General features: G+C 71.8%; 20 protein-coding genes and 1 pseudogene. 15 read left to right on the top strand and 6 right to left on the bottom strand.

Annotated elements, in window-relative coordinates; translation table 11 throughout:
* Positions 1 to 110 precede the first annotated feature (110 nt).
* The 7 genes and pseudogenes from Pflav_RS01140 (at position 111) to Pflav_RS01115 (ending at position 5568) form a co-directional block, all read left to right on the top strand.
* Positions 111 to 1685, top strand: a complete 1575-nt coding sequence (locus tag Pflav_RS01140; RefSeq protein WP_173033012.1) for a Na+/H+ antiporter — start codon at positions 111 to 113, stop codon at positions 1683 to 1685.
* A 507-nt stretch (positions 1686 to 2192) separates the two neighbouring features.
* The gene (locus Pflav_RS01135; protein ID WP_173033010.1) at positions 2193 to 2852 is read left to right on the top strand and encodes an alpha/beta fold hydrolase; all 660 of its coding nucleotides are present in this window, start codon (positions 2193 to 2195) and stop codon (positions 2850 to 2852) included.
* 57 nt (positions 2853 to 2909) lie between these two features.
* Positions 2910 to 3689, top strand: coding sequence for a DUF3152 domain-containing protein (locus Pflav_RS01130; protein ID WP_173033008.1), 780 nt, complete (start codon positions 2910 to 2912; stop codon positions 3687 to 3689).
* 75 nt (positions 3690 to 3764) lie between these two features.
* A pseudogene (locus Pflav_RS48325) lies at positions 3765 to 3923 on the top strand (sigma factor); the annotation flags it as partial.
* A gap of 41 nt (positions 3924 to 3964) precedes the next feature.
* Entirely contained in the window at positions 3965 to 4264 is a 300-nt protein-coding gene (locus Pflav_RS48320; RefSeq protein WP_415624368.1) for an RNA polymerase sigma factor, read from the top strand.
* Positions 4257 to 5198, top strand: coding sequence for a hypothetical protein (locus Pflav_RS01120; protein WP_173033006.1), 942 nt, complete (start codon positions 4257 to 4259; stop codon positions 5196 to 5198). The genes Pflav_RS48320 and Pflav_RS01120 overlap by 8 nt, the downstream gene beginning before the upstream one ends.
* A 109-nt stretch (positions 5199 to 5307) precedes the next feature.
* A complete protein-coding gene (locus tag Pflav_RS01115) occupies positions 5308 to 5568 on the top strand; it encodes a CBU_0592 family membrane protein (RefSeq protein ID WP_377309745.1) in 261 nt (86 codons plus the stop codon).
* Here the strand turns inward: Pflav_RS01115 and Pflav_RS01110 are convergent.
* Positions 5537 to 6403 (bottom strand): aminoglycoside phosphotransferase family protein, encoded by an 867-nt coding sequence (locus Pflav_RS01110; protein WP_232070900.1) that lies wholly within the window; start codon positions 6401 to 6403, stop codon positions 5537 to 5539. The genes Pflav_RS01115 and Pflav_RS01110 overlap by 32 nt on opposite strands.
* A gap of 176 nt (positions 6404 to 6579) precedes the next feature.
* Between Pflav_RS01110 and Pflav_RS01105 the strand changes: the two genes are divergently transcribed.
* From Pflav_RS01105 to Pflav_RS01095, 3 genes are all read left to right on the top strand, one after another.
* Complete coding sequence (locus Pflav_RS01105) at positions 6580 to 8232, top strand: peptide ABC transporter substrate-binding protein (RefSeq protein ID WP_232070899.1); 1653 nt, start codon at positions 6580 to 6582, stop codon at positions 8230 to 8232.
* 155 nt (positions 8233 to 8387) lie between these two features.
* Positions 8388 to 9914 (top strand): alkaline phosphatase D family protein, encoded by a 1527-nt coding sequence (locus Pflav_RS01100; RefSeq protein ID WP_173033000.1) that lies wholly within the window; start codon positions 8388 to 8390, stop codon positions 9912 to 9914.
* A 16-nt stretch (positions 9915 to 9930) separates the two neighbouring features.
* A complete protein-coding gene (locus tag Pflav_RS01095; protein ID WP_173032998.1) occupies positions 9931 to 11139 on the top strand; it encodes a hypothetical protein in 1209 nt (402 codons plus the stop codon).
* A gap of 3 nt (positions 11140 to 11142) precedes the next feature.
* Here Pflav_RS01095 and Pflav_RS01090 read toward each other — a convergent pair whose 3' ends face one another.
* Positions 11143 to 11661 carry a DUF305 domain-containing protein gene (locus Pflav_RS01090; RefSeq protein ID WP_173032997.1) on the bottom strand — a complete coding sequence of 173 codons (519 nt, stop codon included), beginning with the start codon at positions 11659 to 11661 and terminating at the stop codon, positions 11143 to 11145.
* A gap of 170 nt (positions 11662 to 11831) precedes the next feature.
* Positions 11832 to 12545 carry a lytic polysaccharide monooxygenase gene (locus tag Pflav_RS01085; RefSeq protein ID WP_173032996.1) on the bottom strand — a complete coding sequence of 238 codons (714 nt, stop codon included), beginning with the start codon at positions 12543 to 12545 and terminating at the stop codon, positions 11832 to 11834.
* Between the two features lie 248 nt (positions 12546 to 12793).
* Between Pflav_RS01085 and Pflav_RS01080 the strand changes: the two genes are divergently transcribed.
* The 5 genes from Pflav_RS01080 to Pflav_RS01060 all read left to right on the top strand — a co-directional run bounded on the left by Pflav_RS01080 (position 12794) and on the right by Pflav_RS01060 (position 19253).
* A complete protein-coding gene (locus Pflav_RS01080) occupies positions 12794 to 14080 on the top strand; it encodes a glycosyltransferase family 2 protein (protein WP_232072587.1) in 1287 nt (428 codons plus the stop codon).
* A 24-nt stretch (positions 14081 to 14104) separates the two neighbouring features.
* Positions 14105 to 15145: a LacI family DNA-binding transcriptional regulator gene (locus tag Pflav_RS01075; RefSeq protein ID WP_173032994.1), complete on the top strand. Its 1041-nt coding sequence runs from the start codon at positions 14105 to 14107 to the stop codon at positions 15143 to 15145.
* A 203-nt stretch (positions 15146 to 15348) separates the two neighbouring features.
* A complete protein-coding gene (locus Pflav_RS01070) occupies positions 15349 to 17253 on the top strand; it encodes a ricin-type beta-trefoil lectin domain protein (RefSeq protein ID WP_232070898.1) in 1905 nt (634 codons plus the stop codon).
* A 234-nt stretch (positions 17254 to 17487) separates the two neighbouring features.
* Positions 17488 to 18102, top strand: coding sequence for a hypothetical protein (locus Pflav_RS01065; protein WP_173032993.1), 615 nt, complete (start codon positions 17488 to 17490; stop codon positions 18100 to 18102).
* Positions 18099 to 19253 carry a PrsW family intramembrane metalloprotease gene (locus tag Pflav_RS01060; RefSeq protein ID WP_173032992.1) on the top strand — a complete coding sequence of 385 codons (1155 nt, stop codon included), beginning with the start codon at positions 18099 to 18101 and terminating at the stop codon, positions 19251 to 19253. Before Pflav_RS01065 ends, Pflav_RS01060 begins: the two co-directional genes overlap by 4 nt.
* A gap of 1 nt (position 19254) precedes the next feature.
* Here Pflav_RS01060 and Pflav_RS01055 read toward each other — a convergent pair whose 3' ends face one another.
* The 3 genes from Pflav_RS01055 to Pflav_RS01045 are packed head-to-tail and all read right to left on the bottom strand — an operon-like array spanning position 19255 to position 22579.
* Positions 19255 to 21351 (bottom strand): FtsX-like permease family protein, encoded by a 2097-nt coding sequence (locus tag Pflav_RS01055; RefSeq protein WP_232070897.1) that lies wholly within the window; start codon positions 21349 to 21351, stop codon positions 19255 to 19257.
* Positions 21351 to 22061, bottom strand: a complete 711-nt coding sequence (locus Pflav_RS01050; protein WP_173042162.1) for an ABC transporter ATP-binding protein — start codon at positions 22059 to 22061, stop codon at positions 21351 to 21353. Before Pflav_RS01050 ends, Pflav_RS01055 begins: the two co-directional genes overlap by 1 nt.
* Complete coding sequence (locus Pflav_RS01045; protein WP_173032988.1) at positions 22058 to 22579, bottom strand: PadR family transcriptional regulator; 522 nt, start codon at positions 22577 to 22579, stop codon at positions 22058 to 22060. The genes Pflav_RS01050 and Pflav_RS01045 overlap by 4 nt, the downstream gene beginning before the upstream one ends.
* Positions 22580 to 22755: the final 176 nt, after the last annotated feature.

Here is a 22755-nt window from a genome sequence, read left to right as displayed (position 1 = left end):
CCAGCCCGCGGTTTCCCCGCCGTTCCGCCCCGCTTGGCGTATCAGGCATATCACGATATGGCCGATACGCGTATGGCCTCTGCGGCGGTGACGGGTGACGGGAGCGCGACGTGGAAGGGCTTTTGCTGATCGCGGTGCTCGGCTTCACCGTGGTGGTCGGCACCATCGTCGGTGGTCGCTACCGCGTGGCGCCGCCGGTCCTGCTGATCGCGCTGGGCGGGGTGATCGGGCTCGTGCCGCCGTTCGACCACATATCGCTCCCGCCCGACGTGGTGCTGGTGCTCTTCCTTCCGGCGATTCTCTACCGCGAGAGCCTCGTGATCAGCCTGCGCCAGCTCCGGGACAACTTCGCGGCTATCACCCTGCTCGCGGTATTGCTCGTGTTGATCTCGACGGCCACGGTGTCGTTCGCCGCGCAGGCGATGGGTGTCTCGCCGACCGCGGCGTGGGTGCTCGGCGCGGTGCTCGGCCCCACCGACGCCGCCGCGGTCGCCGGCCTGGCCAAGCGGATGCCACGCGGCATCCTCACCACGCTGCGGGCCGAGAGCCTGGTCAACGACGGCACCGCGCTGGTGGTGTTCGCCGTCGCGGTCGGGGTGATCGCGGGCGGTTCGTTCCCCGGGCCGGTCAGCCTGTTCGGTCAGTTCGTCGGCTCGGCCGCGGTCGGTCTGCTGGTCGGTCTGCTGGTCGGCCTGGTGATCATCAAGATACGGCTACGCGTCGACGACGCCATGATCGAGGGCGGCTTGAGCATCCTGACCCCCGTGGTGGCGTTCCTGGTGGCGGAGCTGCTGAACGGCAGCGGCGTACTGGCCGTCGTGGTGGCCGGGCTGCTGATCGCCTACGCCGCACCGCAGGTGATCCGGGCCCGCTCCCGGATCGTCGCGCTGTCGTTCTGGGACCTGTTCACCTTCATGCTCAACGGCAGCCTCTTCGTGCTGCTCGGCACGCAGGTGCCTCATTCGCTGAGGGCGATCACCAGCCACTCGCCGGCGGAGTCGTTGGGCATCGCGGTGTCGATCGCCGCGGTGGTGGTGCTCACCCGGATGGTCTGGCTGCATCTGGCCGTCGGCGGCCTACAGGCGATCGATCGGCGCCCTTCCAGCCGCGCACGCCGTTTCGACTTTCGGACGCGGACCGTCGCCGGCTGGGCCGGCTTCCGCGGTGCGGTCTCCCTGGCCGCCGCCCTGGCCGTGCCCGTCACCACCTCCCACGGCACCCCGGTCCCGGAGCGCGATCTGATCGTCTTCGTCACGGTCGTCGTCATCGTGCTGATCATGTTGGTCCAGGGCATCACCCTGCCCCTGGTCACCACCTGGGCGAGGTTGACCCCGGACGGCGAAGCCGAGGAAGAGGCACGGCGTGCCCAACTCCTCGCCGCCGAGGCCGCACTGCGTGCGCTCCCCCAGGTGGCCGCCGATGTCGGCGCGCCGCCGGATGCCGTCAGCCGGCTCAGCGCCGAGTACGAGGACCACCTCAACGACATTCGAAGCGCGAGCGACGAGGACACGACCCAGCAGCAGGAGATGACCCGCCAGCTCCGCCTCGGCCTGCTCGGAGCCAAGCGGAAGGAGCTCACCCGGCTCCGGAACGCCAGGGAGATCGACGACACGGTGATGCGGGAGCTGGAGTCGGCGCTCGACGTGGAGGAGGTTCGACTGCTCGGCCTGAGATCCGAGGATTGACCACGACTAAAGATCTTTCAGGTTCGAGGTCACATTCTCTTGAGACATGTATTTGCCCCCGTCCGCGTCAGTCGCAGACCGCATGCTCCCGCGGGCACCGCGCAGGTCGGCGGCTCGCTGGCGCTCGCCGAAAGCCCCGACCAACGCTGCCAGGTCCGCGGTCCAAGCCCGCAGGCGTCTTTGCTCTGCTTCCCCCGAATGGCCGCGACGCGGGCGGCGGAAATCGGGCCTGGATCGATCCCGGGCGCTGACGCGCCGGGGCGACCACGCGGCGGCCCGGTCTGGCCAGGGCCGGATGAGTCGGCAGTGCCGGGAGGACCCGGCGGGGTGCCCGCCCCCGGTCCGGGGCGGGCGCATCGGTGCGCCCAGCTCCAGAGCCCCGCCGGCTGGCGGCCCACCGACGGTCCGCCGAATGCCCAGAGGCGGGGCGGGGTTGTGAAACAGCGGAGGGTGAGGCCGCGGGAGCGACGGTCCGGACGACCGTACCCGTGCGTTAGGTTGGGGCGCGTGACGGCGGTGCGGTTGCATTACCGAAGCTGGGGTTCGCCGGAGCGCGACGCGCTCATCCTGCTCCACGGCGGCGGCAGCGACTCCTCTACATGGGACGACGTGGCGCCGGGTCTGGCCGAGTTCTGGTCCGTATACGCGCCCGACCTGCGCGGGCACGGCAAGAGCGAGTGGCCCGGTGAGTACTCGCTGGAGCTCATGCGCGACGACACGCTCGCGCTGATGGACGAGATCGGGCTGATGCGGGCGTCGTTCGTCGGTCACTCCATGGGCGGCGCCGTGGCGTATCTGCTCACCCTCGAACGTCCCGAGCGGGTGAACCGGCTGGTGCTCGAAGAGGCGCCGCCGCCGGTGCCGGCCGACCTGCCCATGCCCGAGCGGCCGGACGGTCCGGTGTCGTACGACTTCGAGGCGCGCACCGCGATCGTCGAGGAGCTCAACGCGCCCGACCCGCAGTGGTGGGTCCGAGCCGACGAGGTCAGCAAGCCCACGATGGTGATCTCCGGTGGCCCGAGCAGCCACCTGCCGCACCGGATCATGTACGAGTTCGCCGCACGCCTGCCCGGTGGGCGACTCGTCACGATCCCGGTCGGCCACCGCGTGCACGCCAGCGTGCCGGCCCGCTTCCTCGACACCGTGGTGCCGTTCCTCGAAGAGTGAGGCACACCACCCCGCCCATCCTGAAACGGGACCCGCTCCCCAGGTCGTGATCAAGGCATGCGGGGTGGACGGATCGCGGTGGCCGTGGTGGCATGCGGGGTGGTGCTCGCCGGTGCGCTCGCCGTCCGGGCCGGGCTGCCGGAGTCGGCGATCCCGTCCGCGGCGCCAGCCACGCCGGCGCCACCATCGCGATCCCTCGCGCCGCCCCCGAGCGTCTCGCCCACACCGCCGCCGCCGCCGGAGATCACCTATCCGGCGCGCGGCGACGGGACGTGGCGGTTCGCCGCCGGCGGCGGTCCGGTGGCGGGGCGGTCCGGCCAGCTGATGCGGTACCGCGTGGCGGTGGAGCGGGGCATCCGGAACATCGAGCCGGACGCGTTCGCGAGCGCGGTGACCAGCACGCTCGCCGACCCGCGGAGCTGGACCGGCGACGGGCGGTGGCGGCTCCAGCGGGTCCCCAACGGCTCGCCCTACGACTTCACCGTCTACCTCACCACCCCGGGCACGCGCGACGACCTCTGCCCCGGCGACGACGGCTACACCTCGTGCCGCAACGGCGAACGGGTCGTGCTCAACGTCGCGCGCTGGGTGCACGGCGTGCCCCGGTACGGCGCACCGCTCGAGGAGTACCGGCAGTACCTGGTCAACCACGAGGTCGGCCACCGCCTCGGCCACGGCCACGAGAAGTGCCCCGGCCCGGGCCGGCCCGCGCCGGTGATGCAGCAGCAGACGCTCGGCCTGCACGGCTGCGTCGCGTTCGCGTGGCCACTGCGCGGCGGGCGGCTCTACGAGGGGCCGGCAGGCTCGTACGACGACCCGGTCCCGGAGGAGCCGTGATGCCCGGCACACCACCGCTGACCTGCGGATTGAAACGGATCGGAGGCCCGACCACGTGTATCGGTGGGGAGGGCGATGATCTCGTTCGACGAATTCGTGACCGCACGCGGCCCGGCGCTGCTGCGGTTCGGCTACCTCATGTGCGGCGACCGGCACCTGGCCGAGGACATCCTCCAAGAGGTGCTGGCCAAGGTGTACCGCCGCTGGGGCCGGATCGCGCGCGCCGAGCCGCCCGAGGCGTACGTGCGGCGGGCGATCCTGCACCAGTACCTGTCGTGGCGCCGCCGCCGGGCCAGCACCGAGGCGATCGTCGCGGAGGTGCCGGAGCACCCCGACCGGGGGCTGATGGCCGACCAGGTGGCGGTACGCGACGAGATGTGGGCGCTGCTCGCCACACTCCCCGGGTACAACGGGCGGTTCTCGTCCTGCGGTACTACCTCGACCTGCCCGACCCCGAGATCGCCGACCTGGTCGGCTGCGCCCCGGCGACCGTGCGCGTACACGCGTTCCGGGCGCTCGGCACGCTGCGGGCGCGGCTCTCGGCGCACCTGACCGCGGAGGATCACAGTGGATGACATCGAGCACCTCGTGCGCGTGACGCTCACCGACCGCGCCGCCGAGGTCGGGGCCTCCGCCGACCTGCTGCGGGCGGCCCGCGGCCGGGCGCACCGGGGACGCCGCCGCGTGCAGGCGGCGGGTGTCGCGGTGGCGGCCGCGGCCGTGCTGCTGGCGGTGCCGGCGGTACGGTCGTGGACCCCCGAGCCAGGGTCCACTGTGGAGGTCGCCGCACCCCGGACGCCGGAGCCGGTGCCGCCTTTCCCGTTCACGCCGGGGGTGTCGCTGCCCGGCTACGGCGAGCCGATCGCGGAGCTCTCCGCCGGCCAGCCCACGCTGCGGTACAACGGCGGTGCGGACCACTGGCTCACCGTCGCGGTCTTCGACGGGCGTCCGGCCACGCCACGGTGGGACGCCCAGCCGAAGTCGTACGCCGTGGCGGTGCGCGACCGGAAGGCGTCGCTCGAGCTGGGTTCGACCGGTTTCGTGCTCACCTGGCAGGAGACGGGCGGCCGGTGGCTGCGGGTGGAGGCGGACCGGCAGGTGACCCGCGAGGCCCTGATCGGGTACGCCGCCGGCCTCACCCCCGGTGCCGTGCCGGTGCGGTGGCCGTTCACCTTCGACGCCGTACCGCCCGGCACCGTGCCGGACGTGGTGAGCCGCGCCTCGGTGTCGTTCCGCCCGGAGAGCGCGCCGCCGAGCCACGGCTTCTCCGGCAAGCTCACGGTGATGCTCTCGGATACCGCCGAGGTGATGCCGAGCGGCCGGCCGGTGGCGGTCGGCGCGCGTACCGGCTTCCTGGCCATCCGGTCCGAGGCGTCGATCCTCACCGTCGACCTGGCCGACGGGCGGACGCTCGTGGTCCAGTCGGAAATCGGGCTTGGCGAGGCGGAGCTCGTCGCGTTCGCGGCGGGCACGCGCCCGACGCCGGACGCGGTGGTCGGGCAAGGCTGAGCGGCGCGGGCTAGGCTATGAGCTGGCGGCGCCACACCGCGACCGCCCCGGACGAGAGCGCTGCCGTACCCGGCCAGGCAAAGACGGCGCGCAGACGACCATGACTCTCTTGAGCTTCATCGAGATCGGCGGCTCGCTGCTGATCCTGTCCGCGTTCGCCGGCGCCCAGCTCGGCCGCCTCGACGGACGATCCCTCCCCTACCTGCTGCTCAACCTCGCCGGCTCGGCGGTGCTCGCGGTGATCGCGCTCCGGCACCACTCCTGGGGCTTCCTCCTGCTGGAGGGCACCTGGGCCGTGGTGTCCGCCATCTCGCTCGTCGCGGTGCTGCGAAAGCCGGCTACCGCACCTCCGCGAGGGCGTGCGCACTGATCGCGGCCATCCGCGGGTTGTCGTCGGAGTGCAGGCCCAACGCGGTCGCGAGGTTCAGCGCCCAGCCGCGGGCCCGTACCCACGTGTCCGGGTCGATGTCGGTCAGCGCGTCGTAGCGGGCGCGGAACGCGGCCCGGCCGGCGGCGTCGAAGGTCAGCCACGCCGTCGCCAGGTCGGCCGCCGGGTCGCCCGAGGTGAGGTCGCCGAAGTCGATGACCGCCGCGAGCCTGCCCGGACCGGACGGCGCGAGCACGAGGTTGGCCGGGTGCAGGTCGCCGTGCAGCCAGTACGGCGGGCCAGCCCAGGCCGGCGTGGCCACGAGACGCTCCCAGAGCGCGCCCAGGTCGGGCGTGCCGGCGAGGCGCTCGCTTACCGCCGCGTACCGGTCGGTCAGCGGGACGCCGCGCCACGGGTTGTGCGGTGCGTCCGGTGGCGCGGGCGTGTGCAGGCCGGCCAGAAACTCGGCCAGGTCGGTCGCGGCCGGCGCGCGCTCGGCCGGCGGCACGTCCGCGGCCGGCCGTCCCTCGAACCACGGGCAGATCGACCACGGCCACGGGAACCCCGCACCGGGCGTGCCGGCCCGCACCGGCGCCGGGACGACGGGGCCGGTCCGCTCGGCGATACCGGGCAGCCAGCGCTGCTCGTGGTGGATCAGGTCGACGGCGACGGCCCGCCGCGGCAGCCGTACACACATGCCGGCGCCGAGCCGGTAGATGACGTTGTCCCAGCCGTTCGCGACGAGTCGCAACGGTCCGGCGAGGTCGGGGTGCTGCGCCCGGACGAGCCTGTCGACCAGGGTTGCGTCGATATCGATCTCCGCCGTCGGTGTGTCCACTGACACATCCCGCCCTTCTCCCGGAAAACCGCGACAACCAGGCCGACGGGCTCGGGCGTCCATCAGAAAGACAGCAGGGCCCACCTGCGTACATAGATCACATAACGCTCGCCAGCTGCGCTGATACCCCCTGCGCGGCGCGATCCACTGCGGGCTGAATCAGGGAGGGAGTCGGCATGGTGCACAAGATGCATCGGTCGAAGCATGCGCTCGCGCTCACCGCCGTCGCGGCGCTATCGCTCGTCGCGGCGGGGTGCAGCAGTGGTGGTGAGGATACCGGAGACCCGGATGCGACCGCCAACGCGACCATCACCATCAACGGCACGCAGCCGGAGGTCGGTCTCGTGCCGGGGAACACGAGCGAGACCGGCGGTGGCAACATCCTCGACCACCTGTGGACCGGCCTGATCACGTACCCGCCGGGCGGCGGCGAGCCGCAGAACGCGGTGGCGGAGTCGATCGACACGGCCGACTCGCAGAACTACACCGTGAAGATCAAGAAGGGCACGAAGTTCCACGACGGTACCGAGGTGACGGCGAAGAGCTTCGTCGACGCCTGGAACTTCACCGCCCTCGCCACGAACGGCCAGCAGCAGGCCAGCTTCTTCGGCGACATCGAGGGCTTCGCCGAGGTGAACCCGGAGGACCCGGACGGCGAGGGCCCGCAGAAGGCGCCGGAGCCGAAGGCGCAGACGATGTCCGGGCTCAAGGTGGTGGACGACCACACGTTCACCATCAAGCTCCAGGCGCCGTTCTCCATCTTCAAGACCAAGCTGGGCTTCTCGGCGTACTCGCCGATGCCGGCCGCCTTCTTCGAGCAGGGCCCGGACAAGTTCGGGCGCAACCCGATCGGCAACGGGCCGGTCAAGTTCGTGTCCTGGCAGGACAACGTCGAGATCAAGCTGGCCCGGTTCGACGACTACACGGTGGGCGACAAGGTCAAGGTCAAGGAGGTGCGGGTCAAGCTGTACCAGGAGGACACCGCCGCGTACGCCGACCTGGAGTCCAACAACCTCGACTTCCTTCAGCAGGTACCGGTCGTGAGCCTCGCCGGGGAGCGATGGAAGTCCGACCTCGGCGACCGGGCGCTGGCGATCGACATCCCGGTCGTGCAGATCATCACGTTCCCGATCTACGACCCGCGCTTCAAGAACCCGGACGTGCGCAGGGCCATCTCGCTCGCCATCAACCGCGAGGAGATCGCTTCGAAGATCTTCTTCAACACGCGTACGCCGGCCACCAGCTGGGCCGCACCCGGCACCCCGGGCACCGACCAGTACACCTGCACCGCCTGCGCCTACAACAAGGACGAGGCGGTGGCGCTGCTCCAGAAGGCCGGCGGGTTCAGCGGCAAGCTTGTCTTCTACTACAACGCCGACTCCAGCCACAAGGACTGGATCGAGGCGGTCGCGCAGAGCGTGAAGAACACCCTCGGGATCGACGCGATCGCGCAGGGCATCCCGACGTTCGACACGTTCCGGCAGCAGGTCAACGCGCGCAAGATGCAGGGACCGTTCCGGGCCGCGTGGCAGGGCGACTACCCCGACGGGGAAAACTGGATCGGCCCGCTGTACGTCAAGGCGGCCGCCTCCAACGACGGCCTCTACGACAACGCCGACGTCAACCGGCTGTACGCGGAGGGTACGAAGGCGCCGAGCGAGGAAGCGGCACACGCCAAGTTCGCCGAGGCCATCAAGATCGTGGACGCCGAGGTGCCGGCGATGCCGATCGTCGCGGTGTCCCAGCAGTCCGGCATCTCCGAACGGCTCAAGCCGATCAAGACCAGCTGGGTGGGCGTCATCGACCTCGCCTCGGTCGAGCTGAAGTGACCAACTGAACCGCAACGGGGGATCGGCCGGGCCGCGCGGGCAGTCCCGCACGGCCCGGCCGCGTTCGCCAGATCAGACGGCAGGTCAGGCGGTGCCGGTCTGGGGTTAATCGACGGGCCTCGTGGCATTCATCCATGTCCATCAAGGTGTTGACCATGAGGAACCTCTCCCGCCGGACCTTCGTCCTCGGTGGACTCGCGGTCACCGGCGCTGCGGCTCTCCCCGCCCGGGCGGCATCCGCCGCCGTCCCGTTCCCTTTCAAGCTCGGTGTCGCGTCGGGTGAGCCGGCGCCCGACAGCGTCGTGCTGTGGACCCGCCTGGCCCCCACCCCGCTCAACGCCGACGGGCAGGGTGGCATGGCCAACGCGGACGTGGTCGTCGACTGGCAGGTGTCGACCAACGACCGGTTCACGACGCTGGTCGCCTCCGGCACCGTGACCGCCCGCTACGCCGACGCCCACTCCGTGCACGTGGTGGCCGGCGGGCTCGCGCCGGACGCCGACTACTTCTACCGCTTCCGGGCGCAGGGCCACATCTCGCCGGTCGGGCGGACCCGCACCGCGCCGGCCGCCGGCACGTTCGGGCGCGACCTTGTGATGGCGTTCGCCTCCTGCGCCCACTACGAGTCCGGCTACTACACCGCGTACCGGCGGCTGGCCGAGGACTCGCCCGGCCTCGTGCTGCACCTCGGCGACTACATCTACGAAGGCGGCGCCTCGTCCGGGTCGATCCGGCAGCACGTGGGCGCCGAGATCGTGTCGCTGGCCGACTACCGCCGGCGCTACGCGCTGTACAAGTCCGACCCCGACCTCCAGGCCGCGCACGCGGCCGCGCCGTGGCTTGTCGTGCCCGACGACCACGAGGTGGAGAACAACTACGCCACCAACACGCGCGCGGACAGCAGCCCGGCGCTGACCGCGGCACAGTGGACGGCCCGGCGCACCGCCGCGTACCGCGCCTACTACGAGAACATGCCGCTGCGCCCCTCGTCCGCGCCGAGCGGCAACAGCATCCCGCTGTACCGGCGGGTCCACTGGGGACAGTTGGCGACGTTCCACATGCTCGACACCCGCCAGTTCCGCTCGGACCAGGCGTGCGGCGACGGGTGGAAGGTGTGCGCCGACGCCGACCTGGCTTCCCGCTCGCTCACCGGCTCGGCCCAGGAGACGTGGCTGCTCGACGGGCTCGCACAGCACTCCGGCACCTGGGACATCCTCGGGCAGCAGGTCTTCTTCGCCCGCCAGTACGACTCCTCCGGAGCGGCGAGCATGGACGCGTGGGACGGCTACCGGGCGTCCCGCTCCCGGATCCAGCAGGGCTGGGTGCAGCGGGCCGTACGCAACCCGCTCGTGCTCACCGGCGACGTACATCGGGCCTGGGCCAACGACCTCAAGGCCGACTACGCCAACCCCGGCTCGGCGACGATCGGGACCGAGCTGGTGTGCACCTCGATCACGTCGGGCGGCAACGGCTCGGGTAGCACCACGATCCCGAACGTGGCCACCAACCCGCACCTGCGCTTCCACTCGGACCGCCGCGGGTACACCCGCACGACCATCTCCCGTACCCAGGTGCGGGCCGACTTCCGCACGGTGGCGAACGTGACCGAGCACGGCGCGGCGGTCTCGACGCTGCGTTCGTTCGTCATCCTCGACGGCCGGCCCGGCCTCCAGGCGGTGTGACATGTCGATTGTTTCGATGGCGACCGCCATCCTGATGCTGGGCATTGAAGCCGTCTCGTGGTCGACGGCCAACAGCGTGGCCACCGGCGACCAGGATGCGCCTGCGATCGCGGCCAACCGCAGCGGCCAGGTGGCCGTCGTCTGGGAGGACGACCGCGACAGCACGGGCCCCGCCGACGACGCGCACTCCGAGATCTTCCTGCGGCTCTTCACCAACGGCACACCGGTGTACGAGCTCAAGCTCTCCGCCGGCGGCACGAGCGGCGTGGCGTGGAAGCACATCACGCCCGACGTGGGCCTCGACGACCGGGGCAACGCGGTCGTGGTGTGGGCGGACGACCCGGACGGCAACGGCTTCTACAACATCCCCTACCGCGTGATCTCGCCCACCGGTACCGTGCTCGCCTCCGGCCGCGCCAACGCGAGCACCGACGGCCAGCAGGTCTTCCCCAAGGTCTCGGTCGACCCGGACGGCGTGCCCGGCAGCACCACAGCGGTCGCGTTCACGGTCGTGTGGGAGGACATCCAGGGCACAAACCCGGCGACGGTACGGGCTTCCGGCTACACCGCCGCGACCACGAAGGCGTACGAGGTGGTGGCCAGCCAGACCGCTGGTGACCACCGCCGGCCGGACGTGGCGGTACTCCCCTCGGGCGAGGCGCTCGTGGTGTGGGAAGAGGACGCCGACGCGAACGGGTTCGACCAGGTGGGCCTCACCCGGCTGGCGCGGGCCAACGGCGCGGTCACGCTCTCCCGCCGGGCCGCCAACTCGATCGCGGACGGGCAGCAGCAACGGCCCGCGGTGGCGGCCGGCTTCAACGGCGACTTCGCGGTCGCGTGGGAGTCCGACCACACGGGTACGCGCGGCGTGTGGGCCAGCTCCTTCACCGCCGCCGGTACCGCGCGGCACGCCGAGGTGCAGGTCTCGTCCGGCGCGGGTGTGGCACCCGGCATCGGCATCGACGACCAGGGGAACGTCGCGCTGGCCTGGACGGTCGGCGGCACCGACCCGCAGGTGTGGATCGCCGGCCGCAACCCGGACGGTACGGGTACCGGGCGGCTGGGCGCACAGGTGCTCAGCCAGGCCACCGCCGGGCGGCAGGAGCAGATCGCGGTCGCGGTGTCGCCGTGGTCCGAGGTGAGCGTCGCGTACACCGACGACAACGACGGGAACCAGTTCGACCAGATCATCCTTGGTACGGGGGTGACGAACTCGAACTGGTGAGCCTCAGCCCGCGACCATCCGCAGCAGCTGCTGGATCTGCGCCCGGGTGGTCTCGTCGGTGCGCTTGGCGAGCTCCTTGACCTGCGGGTTCTGCCCGCTTGTCGCCTCCATCCGGGCGAGCTCGACGGCGCCGTGCTGGTGCCCGATCAGCATGTTGAGGAACGCGGTGTCGAACTCGGCGCTGCCCGTCCGTCCCAGCTCGGCGATCTCCTTGTCGCCCAGGGCGGGCAGCCCGCCGTGCGCCGCGTGCGCGTCCGCGTGCGCGGTGGAGACCAGCGGCTCGCCCCACGCTTCGAGCCACCCGGTGATCGTGCGGGTCTCGGCGGCCAGCGCGGTGGCCAGGTCGCCGGCCAGCCCGCGTACGTCCGCCCGGGTCGCCTTGCTCTGCCCCAGCTCCAGCAGCGCGGCGGCCGGCTCGTGGTGCGCCAGCACCATCTGGAGGAACATCACGTCGGTCGCGTTGCGCGCACCGTCCACAGTGGCCGGCAAAGCGACGGCCGCACTGGTAGCCGCGGGCGCCACCGGCGCCACGGCAGCCGGCGCCCCACAACCCCCAAGACAAAAACCAAAACCACCAAAACCCGCCGCATGGCTAGCCTCCGCGCGAAGTGGGTGGGGGGTTGATCAGGGAGTTCGTGGCGTGACATGCCCGGCGACACGCGCACGAACTCCCTGATCAACTGGAGAGAGGGTCAGCCGCAGGCGCCCTGGTCGCGCCAGACGCCCCACTCACCGGTCGTTCCTGGGGTTTCGCCCTGGGTCCACCACTGGGCCTGCCAGCGGCGGCCGTTGTGGGAGACCAGCGCGCCGGCCGTGTAGACGGCACTGGCGCTCCACGCGTTGCCGCACGCCGGGGCGGGCGGTTGCGTGGTCGGCGGCGGGTTGCCGCCACCCCCGCCGACCTGGAGGTCGACGCAGGCGTAGAACGCGTTGATGGTGTCGGCGATGTTCCACCGGGCGAGCACTGTGATCCGGCCGGTGCGCCCGCCCAGGTTCACGTTGTGCGAGACGTTCGCCGCCGGCTGGCGTCCCCCGTCGTCGAACACCGCGATGCGCGTGCCGCCGACGAAGTACTCCCAGGTGCTGGTGGCGTGCCGGGCGGTGAGCACCCAGCTGAACGTCACGTTCTGACCCACCGAGGTGGTCGGCCAGTTGCGGCTGTTGTCGTTGAGCACCGCGAACCGGGTGCCGCCGCCGTTGCACTGCATGGAACCCTTTGGCGCCTCGACGCTCTGCGGCTCGTAGACGATGTCGCCACAGTTGGCGACCCGACCCTGGGCACACATCGCCTGCCGGCTGGCCGGCGAGGAGATGTACCCGTGCGCCTGCGCCGGCGAGATGGCCACGAAGAGCGAGGCCACGATCGCGGCGACCGTCAGTAGTGGGAGGGTGATGCCTCTTCGCATGAAATCCTCCTTGTTTCGGGGGATCCGCTCGGGTTGATGCCCATCAACATAAGGTAAACAAACCTAACAGTAAATAGACTTCACCAAATCTTTCGATGGGTGTGCTAAGCAACCAGGGATCGACCACGATCAACGACCAGACCGGATTCCGACCGATCCTAGAGCCGGCCGAATTAGCCTCTCGATCGCTGGGCGCCCATGGCTAGGAGAGGCGGGTGCACCATATGTGTCGGTTCCGGTTGAGCGTTGTGGTACCGGCGTACAACAACGCTCCCCTGCTCGACCTGACGCTCGGCGGGCTGGCGCGGCAGACCATGCCGGCCGGCGACTTCGAGGTGATCGTCAACGACGACGGCTCGCCGGTGCCGCTGGCGCCCGCCGTCGACAAGTACGCCGACCGGCTCAACGTCACCTGTGTGCGGGCCGAGCACAACCGCGGCCGCTCGGCCGGGCGGAACGCCGGAGCGGCCCGGGCGAGCGCCGACCTGCTGGTGTTCGTCGACGCCGACACGGTCGCCCACCCGGCGCTGCTGGAGCGGCACGCGGCGTACCACGACGGCCGCGAGGGCCGCCCGGGCGTGCTGCTCGGCGAGCGGTTCGACATCGACTGGGCCGGCGCGGGCGCGCTGCTGCGCGGCGAGTCACCCACCCCGGCGATGCTCGACGCGTACCGGGCTGACCCGCGCGACGGGCACACCGCCCACCCGCAACACCGGCTCGACTTCGCCCGCGCGCCGTGGCTGCTCGGCTTCACCCACAACGCCTCGGTCGACCGGGCCACCTTCGAGGCGGTGGGCGGCTTCGACGAGGCGATCGTCAAGTGGGGCCTGGAGGACAGCGAGCTGTTCTACCGCGTCTTCCACCACCACGGCTGCCCGCCCGACCTCTTCGCCCGCGACCCGCTGGCCATCTCGTACCACATGCCGCACTACCGCCCGACCGGCGAGCTGCTCGGCACGCTCGACAACATCCGGTACATCGCCCGCAAGCACCCCCGCTACGACTTCGAGGCGATGCACAGCCCGGCCACGCTCGGCCAGGTGATGGGCAAGGTGCGGCTCTACTCGGACGCGGTCGCCGCCTGCCGCCGGGCCGGGCTGGGGCGTCCCGGCGTGCTGCCGGCCGAGGTCCGCGCGGGGCTCGCGGACCGCACGCTCATCGCGGGGTACGGGGTGTCGCGCCTGCCGCTCGGCACCGGTTCGCACACGTTCGACCAGGACGCGCCGATCGACGAGACGAACTGGCACCGGCTCGGCCTGATGCTTCAGGACTTCCGTACCGGACAGTTCGCCCAGTTCATCCACATAGACCTGTGGCGCTGCCTCATGCCGGACGACCTGAGCCTGCTGGTCACCAAGGGGCTGCGCAAGGCCGACCGGCTCGTGCTGGTCGCCTCGCACTCGGCGCCCGACGCCGCGTCGATGCTGCCGGTGCCGTTCGTCGACGACCTCGACTACGCGGCGCGGATGCTCGCGGCCCGCTTCGACGTGTCCACGGCGGTACACGAGGAGGCGACGGTCCTGACCATCCGGTGAGCCGTTCGCGTATCCTGTCCCAGGATGAAACAAAGCGGTGTAACAAAGGGGACCCGCGTCACGGTGCGGGCCGTCGCGGCCGAGACCGGCCTGTCGATCGCCACGGTCTCCCGGGTGATGAACGGGCGGGCCAACGTCGCACCGCACACCCGCGACCTCGTGCTGCGTGCCATGGGCCGGCTCGGCCAGCACGCGCCCCGCCGCCGCGCCGATCCCGAGCCGGCCGGTGGCGCGGTCTACGTGCGCTGCCCGTACGTGCTGACCGACTACTTCGGCATCATCGTCTCCTCGGTCGCCGAGACACTGGAGGTGCACGGCCGGCCCGTGGTGCTCAACGCCGGCGAGTCGGCACAGCACGCCGCGGTGCTGCCCGGCCTGGCCGGCCGCGCCGACCTGGGCGGGGCCATCCTGATCCTCCCGCCGGAGCCGGGCGAGGAGCTCGAGCGGCTGCGCGACCAGCGGTTCCCGTTCGTGGTCGTGGACCCGCGCACCCCGCCGCCGCGCGACGTGCCGGCGGTCTCCGCCGCCCACTTCGCCGGCGCCCGCCGCCTCATGACGCACCTCGTCGAGCTGGGCCACCGCCGGGTCGGCATCATCGGCGGCCCCCGCCACTGGCTGGTGACCGACCACCGCCAGGCCGGGTACGTGGCACCGCTGGCCGACGTCGGCGTCCTGCCCGTGCCGGAGCTGGTGCGGTTCGTGGTCGAGCCGACCGCCGAGCACGGCTACCGGGCCGCGTGCGAGCTGCTCGACCTGGCCGAGCCGCCGACCGCGCTCGTCGCGTTCAACGACAAGATGGCGGTGGGCGCGTTGCGCGCGGCGGCCGAGCGCGGCCTGCGCGTGCCGGACGACCTGTCGGTGGCCGGCTTCGACGACATCGAGGTCAGCCGGGCCACCCAGCCGATGCTGACCACCGTGCGGCAGCCCCTCGAAGAGCTGGGCCGCATGGCGGTCAACCTGCTGATGCGGCTGCTCGGCGACCACAAGCTGGACGCGCTGCACGTCGAGCTGGCGACCGAGCTTGTGGTGCGCTCGTCGACCGGTCCAGCCCGTGTTACATATTGACACTCGTTCCAAGTAGGAGTTTCATTCCTGTTACCGCCGCCGCGCCTCCGGGTCGAGCGTGGCAGCGGGCGCTGGACCCACCCGAGGCCATCGCCGCTCCGCTGATCGGGAGCGGTGAGGGGGTCTAACGCCGCACATCCATGTCCGGCGTCGCTTGGCGGGACCGCCAGGCGAGACGATCCCTACGCGAGGGAGATCCCTTCATGTCCAGAGCAGGAGTCCGCGGGCGGCGCATGTTCGCCGCCGCCACCAGCGCGGCCGCCCTCCTCGCCGCCGCGGTCGGCACCGTCGTGCTGTCGCCGTCCGCGCACGCCGCAGGCGAGCAGGTGAACATCTGGCTCACCACCACGTCCGACGGCGGCGGCCGCACCGTCACCCGCGGCCTACAGCAGCAGGCGGCCATCGCCTTCGGCCCGGCCGGCGGCTCGGCCAACCAGACCATCACGGTGAACGAGAACGCGCGCTACCAGACCTTCGAGGGCGGCGGCGCGTCGATCACCGACACGACGGCGTACCTCTTCCGCGGCGGCCCGATCAGCGCGGCCACCCGGGACGCGGTCATGCGCCGCCTCTTCAGCCCCACCGACGGCATCGGGCTGTCGTTCGTCCGCAACCCGATCGGCGCCTCCGACCTCTCCCGCCCCGGCAACGTGTCGCTCGACGACACCTGTTGCAACCTGAACGACTTCGGCGCCAACGGCTACGACACCAACGTGCGGCTGCTCACCCAGCAGGCCAAGTCACTCAACCCGGCCCTGCGCGTCAAGGGCGTGCCGTGGAGCGCGCCCGGCTGGATGAAGGACAACGGCCGGATGGACCAGATGGGCTGGCTCAAGTTCGAGTACTACCCGATGTACGCCCAGTACTTCGTCAAGTACGTCCAGAGCTACCAGTCCGCCGGCATCCCGGTCGACTACGTCTCCGTGCAGAACGAGCCGAACTGCTGCCAGGCCGGCAACCCGACGGCGATGAACTACCCCGGCATGAGCTGGAACTCCTCCGGGCTCGTCGAGTTCACCAAGAACCACCTCTTCCCCGCGTTCCGGGCCGCCGGCATCAACACCAAGGTGCTGGTACACGACTGGAACTACGGCGACTACGGCCAGATCGGCCAGGGCATCCTCGCCGACGCGGCAATCCGCAACGACCCCCTCTTCGGCGGTATCGCGTGGCACGGGTACTTCGGCGACCCGGCCGTGGGCACGCAGGTGCGCAACACGTACCCGAACGTGCGCCAGTTCTCCACCGAGCACTCCGGCGGTACGTGGGTCGGCAACCAGCACAACGACGACCTCAACGACATCGTCAACTACACGCGTAACTGGAGCGGCAGCCTGGTGAAGTGGAGCCTGGCGCTCAACCAGTCGATGGGCCCGCACAACGGCGGCTGCGGTACCTGCACCGGCCTCGTCACCGTCCAAGAGGGAGGGTCGCGCGCCGGCCAGGTGGACAACACGATCGAGTACTACACGACCGGCCACCTGACCAAGTTCGTGCGGCCGGGCGCCCAGCGGATCGACTCCAACAACACCGCCGTGCAGAACGTGGCCTGGCGCAACACCGACGGTTCGAAGGCGCTGATCGCGCACAACGGCGGCACGGGCGCCCAGTCGGTCCGCGTCAACTGGGGCAGCCAGTCCTTCACGTACACGCTGCCGGCCCGCACCACCGCGACGTTCACCTGGACCGGCACCCAGTCCGGCGGCGGTGGCGGCGGCGGTGGGAGCACCGGCCAGATCACCGGCCTGGCCGGCAAGTGCATCGACGTGGCGGGCGCCTCTCCGGCGAACGGCGCGGCGGTACAGCTCTACACCTGCAACGGCACCACCGCCCAGCAGTGGACCCGCGGCACCGACGGCACGATCCGCGCGCTGGGCAAGTGCCTGGACATCGCCGGCCCGAGCACGGCGAACGGCGCGCAGACCCACCTGTGGGACTGCCACGGCGGGGCGTCGCAGCAGTGGACGTACACGGCGGGGCGCGACCTGACCAGCGTGTACGCCAGCAAGTGCCTCGACGTCACCGGCAACAGCTCGACCGACGGCGCCCGGCTCCAGATCTGGACCTGCACCGGAGCCGCCAACCAGAAGTGGAACGTACCCGCCTGACGCGGGCGTGAGCGGGAGGGCCGCCGCTCCTCGGCGGCGGTCCTCCGGGCGTACATCGGCGCGGCGACCGGCGCACGCCCAGGGGGAGCCGGCACCACCCGGGGTGCCGGCTCCCTGCTGCGTCCGCGACGGCGGGCGGCCGTCTCGCTCACGCGCTCCGCCCGGCCGTGACATCATCCGTTTACACCGTGACGTCGCTTGATTACAGAGAGTGACGAACGCGAGGAGGGGCGGATGCACGACACCTGGGTGCCGGTGGAACGCCGGTGGTTCGGGTTCGACCGGACCACGATCAAGCCGGCGCTGCTCGTGCTCGGGCTGGCGGTGGTGCTGGCGCTGGTCGTGCCGGCCGTCGACAGCGCCGTCCCGACCGGTACCCGGGTGACGGCCGGCGACGTGGTGGTGTTGGCGGGTCGCATCCAGTTCACGCCGGCGACGGGTTGGCAGCTGACCGACGGGAACCTGCGCGGTGAGGAGCCGAGAGCCGGTGACTCGCCCACCGCGACCGTGGTCAACGGACCGGTGACGTTCGCCGTCAAGACCGGACCCTTCACCGGTACGCCGCTCGCGCTGCTGGAGCAGATCAAGAAAACCACGGACGCGCTGCACGGCAAGCACGGGCTGCACGTGACCGGCAACCCGAGCCCGATCCAGACGAACGGTGGCGACCAGGGAGTGATCGCCCGCTACCGGGGGACGTCGTCGGACGGGGCGCTGGCCGCGTTCGTGATCCAGGGCACCGGGGTGGAAGCCGTGGTGACCGGGCCGCCCGGCGCGACCCAAGGCCCGGCGCAGCAGATCAACAGCATGTTCACCAGCATCGGCGCCGAGCCGGGGGGCCAGCGATGAGCACGGACACGCGCCGGGATGCGCTCTGGGAGTCCGGGTGGGGTACCCGCTTCACCTTCTACCAGCCGCGCAACCTCGCCATGTGGGTGTACCTGCTGCTGGTCTGCGCCGGCGCGGTGCTCTGGGTCCGGAACGTGGCCGGACAGGCGACCGCGTACGGCGACGTGCTCGTCGTCGCCATCGTCCTCTTCGGACTGTACGGCGCGCTCTTCTGGTGGTTCACCCAGCACATCGACCGGTACGCGCACCAGTCCCGCAAGCTGATCGTGGTGGCGTTCCTGTGGGGTGCGTTCGCCGCGACCTGGGCGATGGCGGCGAACGCGAACGGGCCGATCATCTCGCTGTGGGGCAAGGGGATCGGGCGGTCCTTGGCGACCGACTGGGGCGCCGGGCTGACCGCGCCGTTCACCGAGGAACTGTCCAAGGGCTTCGGCCTCCTGCTGCTCATCGCGATGGCACCGCGGCTCGTGGCGACGGCGTTCGACGGGTTCGTCCTTGGCGCGTTCATCGGGCTGGGCTTCCAGCTTCTGGAGGACGTCCAGTACGCGCTGACCAGCGCCGGCCAGGAGTTCGGCGCCAACCCGGTCGGCAACGCCCTCACCACGATCGTGCTGCGGATGGCGCTCGGTGTGGCCGCGCACATCCTGTACAGCGCGGTCTTCTGCACCGGTCTGGTGTACTTCCTCGGCCGCCCGGCCGAGCCCCGCCGGCGCGGCCGGGGGCTGCTGCTCATGGCGAGCGCGATCGCGCTGCACGGCCTCTGGGACAGCCTCAGCGGCTTCGCCGGGTCGAACGGGCTCCTGATCTTCGTGCTGGTGGTCATCCTCCTCGCGCTGTCGTTCTACGTGGTGACCCGGGCGTTCAAGTGGAGCGTGCCGCGCGAGCGGGAGTTCATGCGGGAGGTCATGGCGCCCGAGGTGGCGGGCGGCGCCATCACCCAGGAGGAGCTGGACACGCTCTCCGGCGACCGCAAGGCGCGCAAGGCGTACCGGAAGGCCGGTCACGGGCACGCCAACCGCCAGCGCCGCCGCCACCTGCTGGATGCCGCCCACGACCTGGCCGACGAGCTGGCCAGGTCGGGCGGCCAGGAGACGCCGCGCGTGTCGCACGCCCGGACAGAGGTGGCCCGGGTACGCGGCGGGAGCGGCTGACCTACTCGAAGCGCACCGAGGTGGGCTCGGTGACGGTCTTGACGAGCGGCAGCGTCGTCGAGGACACGGCGAGCGTGACGATCAGCCCGGCGACCGCGGTCAGGAAAAACGCCGGCCCCGGACCGGTCCAGTGGCGGCCGGTCGACGACGCGACGGCGGCGGAGGCGGCCAGGCCCAGCGCGATGCCGCACACCGCGGTCGCCACCAGCGGCAACGCGGTCTCCAGCAGGATCGTGCGGCGCAGTTCGCCCAGCTGCAAGCCGGTCGCGCGCAGGAGTGTGAACGGCCGGCGCCGCTCGACAAGCCCGGCGGCGACACCCACCGTGAGGCTCGCGGTGGCCACGAGCAGCACGAATACCATCGCCAGCCGCAGCCCCGCCTCGAGCTCCGTGAGCTGGCGGTGGTCGAGCTCGACGATGTCGCGGCCGGTGCTCACCCGTACGCCGGGCGGGGCCAGTGACCTGATCCGCTCGCCGGTGAGCGGCGCGCCGTCGGTGACCACGTAGATCGCGTGTACCGGCAGGCGCTCGTCGGGCGGGTCGAGGCGGGTGATGCCCTCCAGGCCGCGCGGGACGAGCCCGTTGGGCGCCGGCGGGGCGGGGCAGGTGAGGTTGACGGCGGCGGCGAGGTCGCGGCACGGTACCGCGATCGCGCCGGGCTTGGCGGGGTCACGGCGGGCCACGACGGTACCCCGTACCCCCGGATCCGCCCTGATGGCCGTGAGCAGCGGCGCCGCCGGCCGCGTGCCGGGCAGCACCTCGACGGCGTCGGCGCGCAGGGCGTCCGGGGCGGGCCGGTCGAGGTTGGCCTCGACGCCGGCGGCCGTGCCGGCGAACATCGTGGTCACCAGCGCCGCGATCGCCACGCCGCTGATCGCCCGGAAGGTGGTGTACGGGTCGGCCGCGATCCGCCGCGCCGCCATCAGCTCTGGCATCGACCGGCTCAGCCGGCTCAGCAGCCGGGCCAGGAGCGAGCAGAGCAGCGGGCCGGCGAGCACGAGGCCGAGCAGCAGCGACCCGAAGGTCCCGCCGATCAGCAGCTGCGCGGTGGCGATGCCGCTCGTGGAGGAGTTGGCGAGGTCGGTGCTGGCGATCGTCGCCAGGCCCGCCACGCCGAGCGCGACCGGGGTGAGCCGCCAGAGTCCTGGGGCACGGGTCCGCACCCGCTGCCGCACGCCCAGCGGGGTGACCTGCGCCCGCCGCAGCGCCACGACGGTCGCGGCGACGGTGAGCAGCGGCACGCCGAGCAGTACGACAAGCTGATGCGCGGCGGGCGCGCGCACGTCGGCGGCCATGAAGTGCGCGCCGTCGAACGTCACCCGCGCCGCGACGACTGGCCGCGCCAGCAGGTACCCGACCCAGCCGAGCGCCACCCCGGCGAACGCGGCCAGCGACGTCTCGGTCGCGGCCATCGCGGCGACCTGGCCACGGGTGGCACCGACCAGGCGCAACGCGGCGAAGCGCTGCTCGCGGCGGGCGGCGGCGACCCTGGCCGAGGCGGCGATGAAGATGACCACGGGGGTGAGCAGGCCGACCGCGCCGATGGTGAGGATCACCCGCAGCGCGTCGTTGACGAGCAGGCCGGGCGCCGTCGTGGCGAGGCCCGAGATCTCCGCGGCACCCGCCGCCCGCAGCTGGTCGGGTGGGAGGCCGACGACCGCGACAAGCTCTTCCGGGTACGCCAGCCCGGCCGCCCCGATGCCGGCGGTGACGGTGCCGGGCAGCCGCGCGGCGAGTGCCTCGGGAGGCGTGGTGGCGAGCAGGTCGCGCAGGGCTGGCGAGACGGCCACCTCGCCGGGCGCCGGCAGCCGCTCCAGCCCCGGCGGCACCGGCGGGCGCGGGCCGAGCGCGGCGACGCGTACCAGGAACAGGTCGCGACCGAGGAAGTGGTCGTCACTCGCGAGCCAGAGCGCGCGGTCCGCGGTGGCCGGGCTGGCCGCCGTCGTAGCGTGCCAGGCCGCGCGGTGGTCCCGGCCTTGGAGCGCGGGTACGGCGGTGAGCGTCAGCAGCACGAGCGTGACGCCGACCGCCACACCGGCCGCGGTGAGCGCGAACCGGGCCAGCGTGGTGAACCGCGCACCCATCCAGACCGACGGCATCACCGCGCCGCCACCCCACCGTCCACATCAGATTTGTCCACATCGGATTCGTCGTCGACCAGCCCGTCGTGGACGAGCACCGTACGGTCGGCGAACGCGGCCACCCGCGGCTCGTGCGTGACAACCACGGTGGCGGTGTCCTGCTCGCGGGCCGACGCGACGAGCAGGTCCATCACGTCGTCACCGGCCGCGGTGTCGAGCGCGCCGGTCGGCTCGTCGGCGAAGAGCACCCGTGGCCGCCCGACAAGCGCCCGCGCGACCGCCACCCGCTGCGCCTGCCCGCCGGACAGCTCGCCGGGCAGCCGCTCCTGGAGCCCGGCCAGCCCCAGCCTGTCGAACCACACGCTTGCCGCGCCGATCGCGGCCCGGCGGCGCTGGCCGGCCAGGAGCAGGGGCGTCGCGACGTTCTCCACGGCGGTCAGCTCGGGGATCAGCTGGCCGAACTGGAACACGAACCCGAACGACCCGCGCCGCAGCTGGGTCCGGCGCCGGTCGCTCAACCTGTCCACGCGCCGCCCGTCGAAGACGACCTCCCCCGCGTCCGGCCGCAGGATGCCGGCGAGGCAGTGCAGCAGCGTGGACTTGCCCGAGCCACTCGGTCCCATGACGGCGACCACCTCGCCCGCGCGTACCGACATGTCCGCGCCGCGCAGCGCCTCGGTCAGCCCGAAGCGCTTCCGCAGGCCGTTGCCCGCGAGGATCGTGGTCATCGGACCTCCGCGGCGACATCGGTGAGGCGGCTCTCCGCGTGGTCGATCCAGCGCAGGTCCGCCTCGACGTGGAACAGCTCGTAGTCGAGCCGCAGCGCGGCCGCCGCGTCGGCGCCCCGCCGCCGGGTGGTCAGGTCGCGCATGCGGGACATGTGGTGGGCACGCTGGGCGCGCAGGTACGCCTTGGCCGGGCGACCGGACATGAGCGCCAGCATCACCTTCATGAACAGCACCGTCTGTAGGTGCGGCTGCGGGTCCTCCGGCTCGGCGAGCCAACGCTGGAGGTCGGTCACGCCGGCTTCGGTGATCGCGTACCGCTTGCGCTCCGGCCCGGCACCCGGCTCGATTGCCACCACCGTCGCCTGGCCGCCCTTGACCAGCTGGGAGAGCGCCCGGTAGAGCGCGCCGAAGGTCAGCTCCCGGGTGCCGTCGAAGCGCTGGTCGTAGGCGCGCTTGAGGTCGTAGCCGTGCCGCTCGTTCTCTTCGAGCAACGTCAACAACGCGTATGAGACCGTCACGGCGCGGACTATACCGGCACGGTATACCGCTGCGGAATACCCAGTTGATCAGCTTCGGGGCGCGTACATGATGGGTACCGGATGCAAGCGTGACCGGCGACCGGCCTGTCGCGGGGCGGGTCGGGGCAGTGGGGCTAAGCCCCTGTCGGGGTAGCGCTGGGGTGGGCATTCGCACC

Origin of the sequence: Phytohabitans flavus (assembly GCF_011764545.1) — a bacterium.
Taxonomy (GTDB): domain Bacteria; phylum Actinomycetota; class Actinomycetes; order Mycobacteriales; family Micromonosporaceae; genus Phytohabitans; species Phytohabitans flavus.
This window is presented reverse-complemented; position numbering and strand designations above follow the sequence as displayed.

Excerpts from the sequence above, each read along its gene's own strand:
- Pflav_RS01130 (WP_173033008.1), top strand. The coding sequence starts at position 2,910 with ATGCGGGGTGGACGGATCGCGGTGGCCGTGGTGGCATGCGGGGTGGTG.
- Pflav_RS01105 (WP_232070899.1), top strand. The coding sequence starts at position 6,580 with ATGGTGCACAAGATGCATCGGTCGAAGCATGCGCTCGCGCTCACCGCC.
- Pflav_RS01100 (WP_173033000.1), top strand. The coding sequence starts at position 8,388 with ATGAGGAACCTCTCCCGCCGGACCTTCGTCCTCGGTGGACTCGCGGTC.
- Pflav_RS01095 (WP_173032998.1), top strand. The coding sequence starts at position 9,931 with ATGGCGACCGCCATCCTGATGCTGGGCATTGAAGCCGTCTCGTGGTCG.
- Pflav_RS01085 (WP_173032996.1), bottom strand. The coding sequence starts at position 12,545 with ATGCGAAGAGGCATCACCCTCCCACTACTGACGGTCGCCGCGATCGTG.
- Pflav_RS01075 (WP_173032994.1), top strand. The coding sequence starts at position 14,105 with ATGAAACAAAGCGGTGTAACAAAGGGGACCCGCGTCACGGTGCGGGCC.
- Pflav_RS01070 (WP_232070898.1), top strand. The coding sequence starts at position 15,349 with ATGTCCAGAGCAGGAGTCCGCGGGCGGCGCATGTTCGCCGCCGCCACC.
- Pflav_RS01065 (WP_173032993.1), top strand. The coding sequence starts at position 17,488 with ATGCACGACACCTGGGTGCCGGTGGAACGCCGGTGGTTCGGGTTCGAC.
- Pflav_RS01060 (WP_173032992.1), top strand. The coding sequence starts at position 18,099 with ATGAGCACGGACACGCGCCGGGATGCGCTCTGGGAGTCCGGGTGGGGT.
- Pflav_RS01055 (WP_232070897.1), bottom strand. The coding sequence starts at position 21,351 with ATGCCGTCGGTCTGGATGGGTGCGCGGTTCACCACGCTGGCCCGGTTC.
- Pflav_RS01050 (WP_173042162.1), bottom strand. The coding sequence starts at position 22,061 with ATGACCACGATCCTCGCGGGCAACGGCCTGCGGAAGCGCTTCGGGCTG.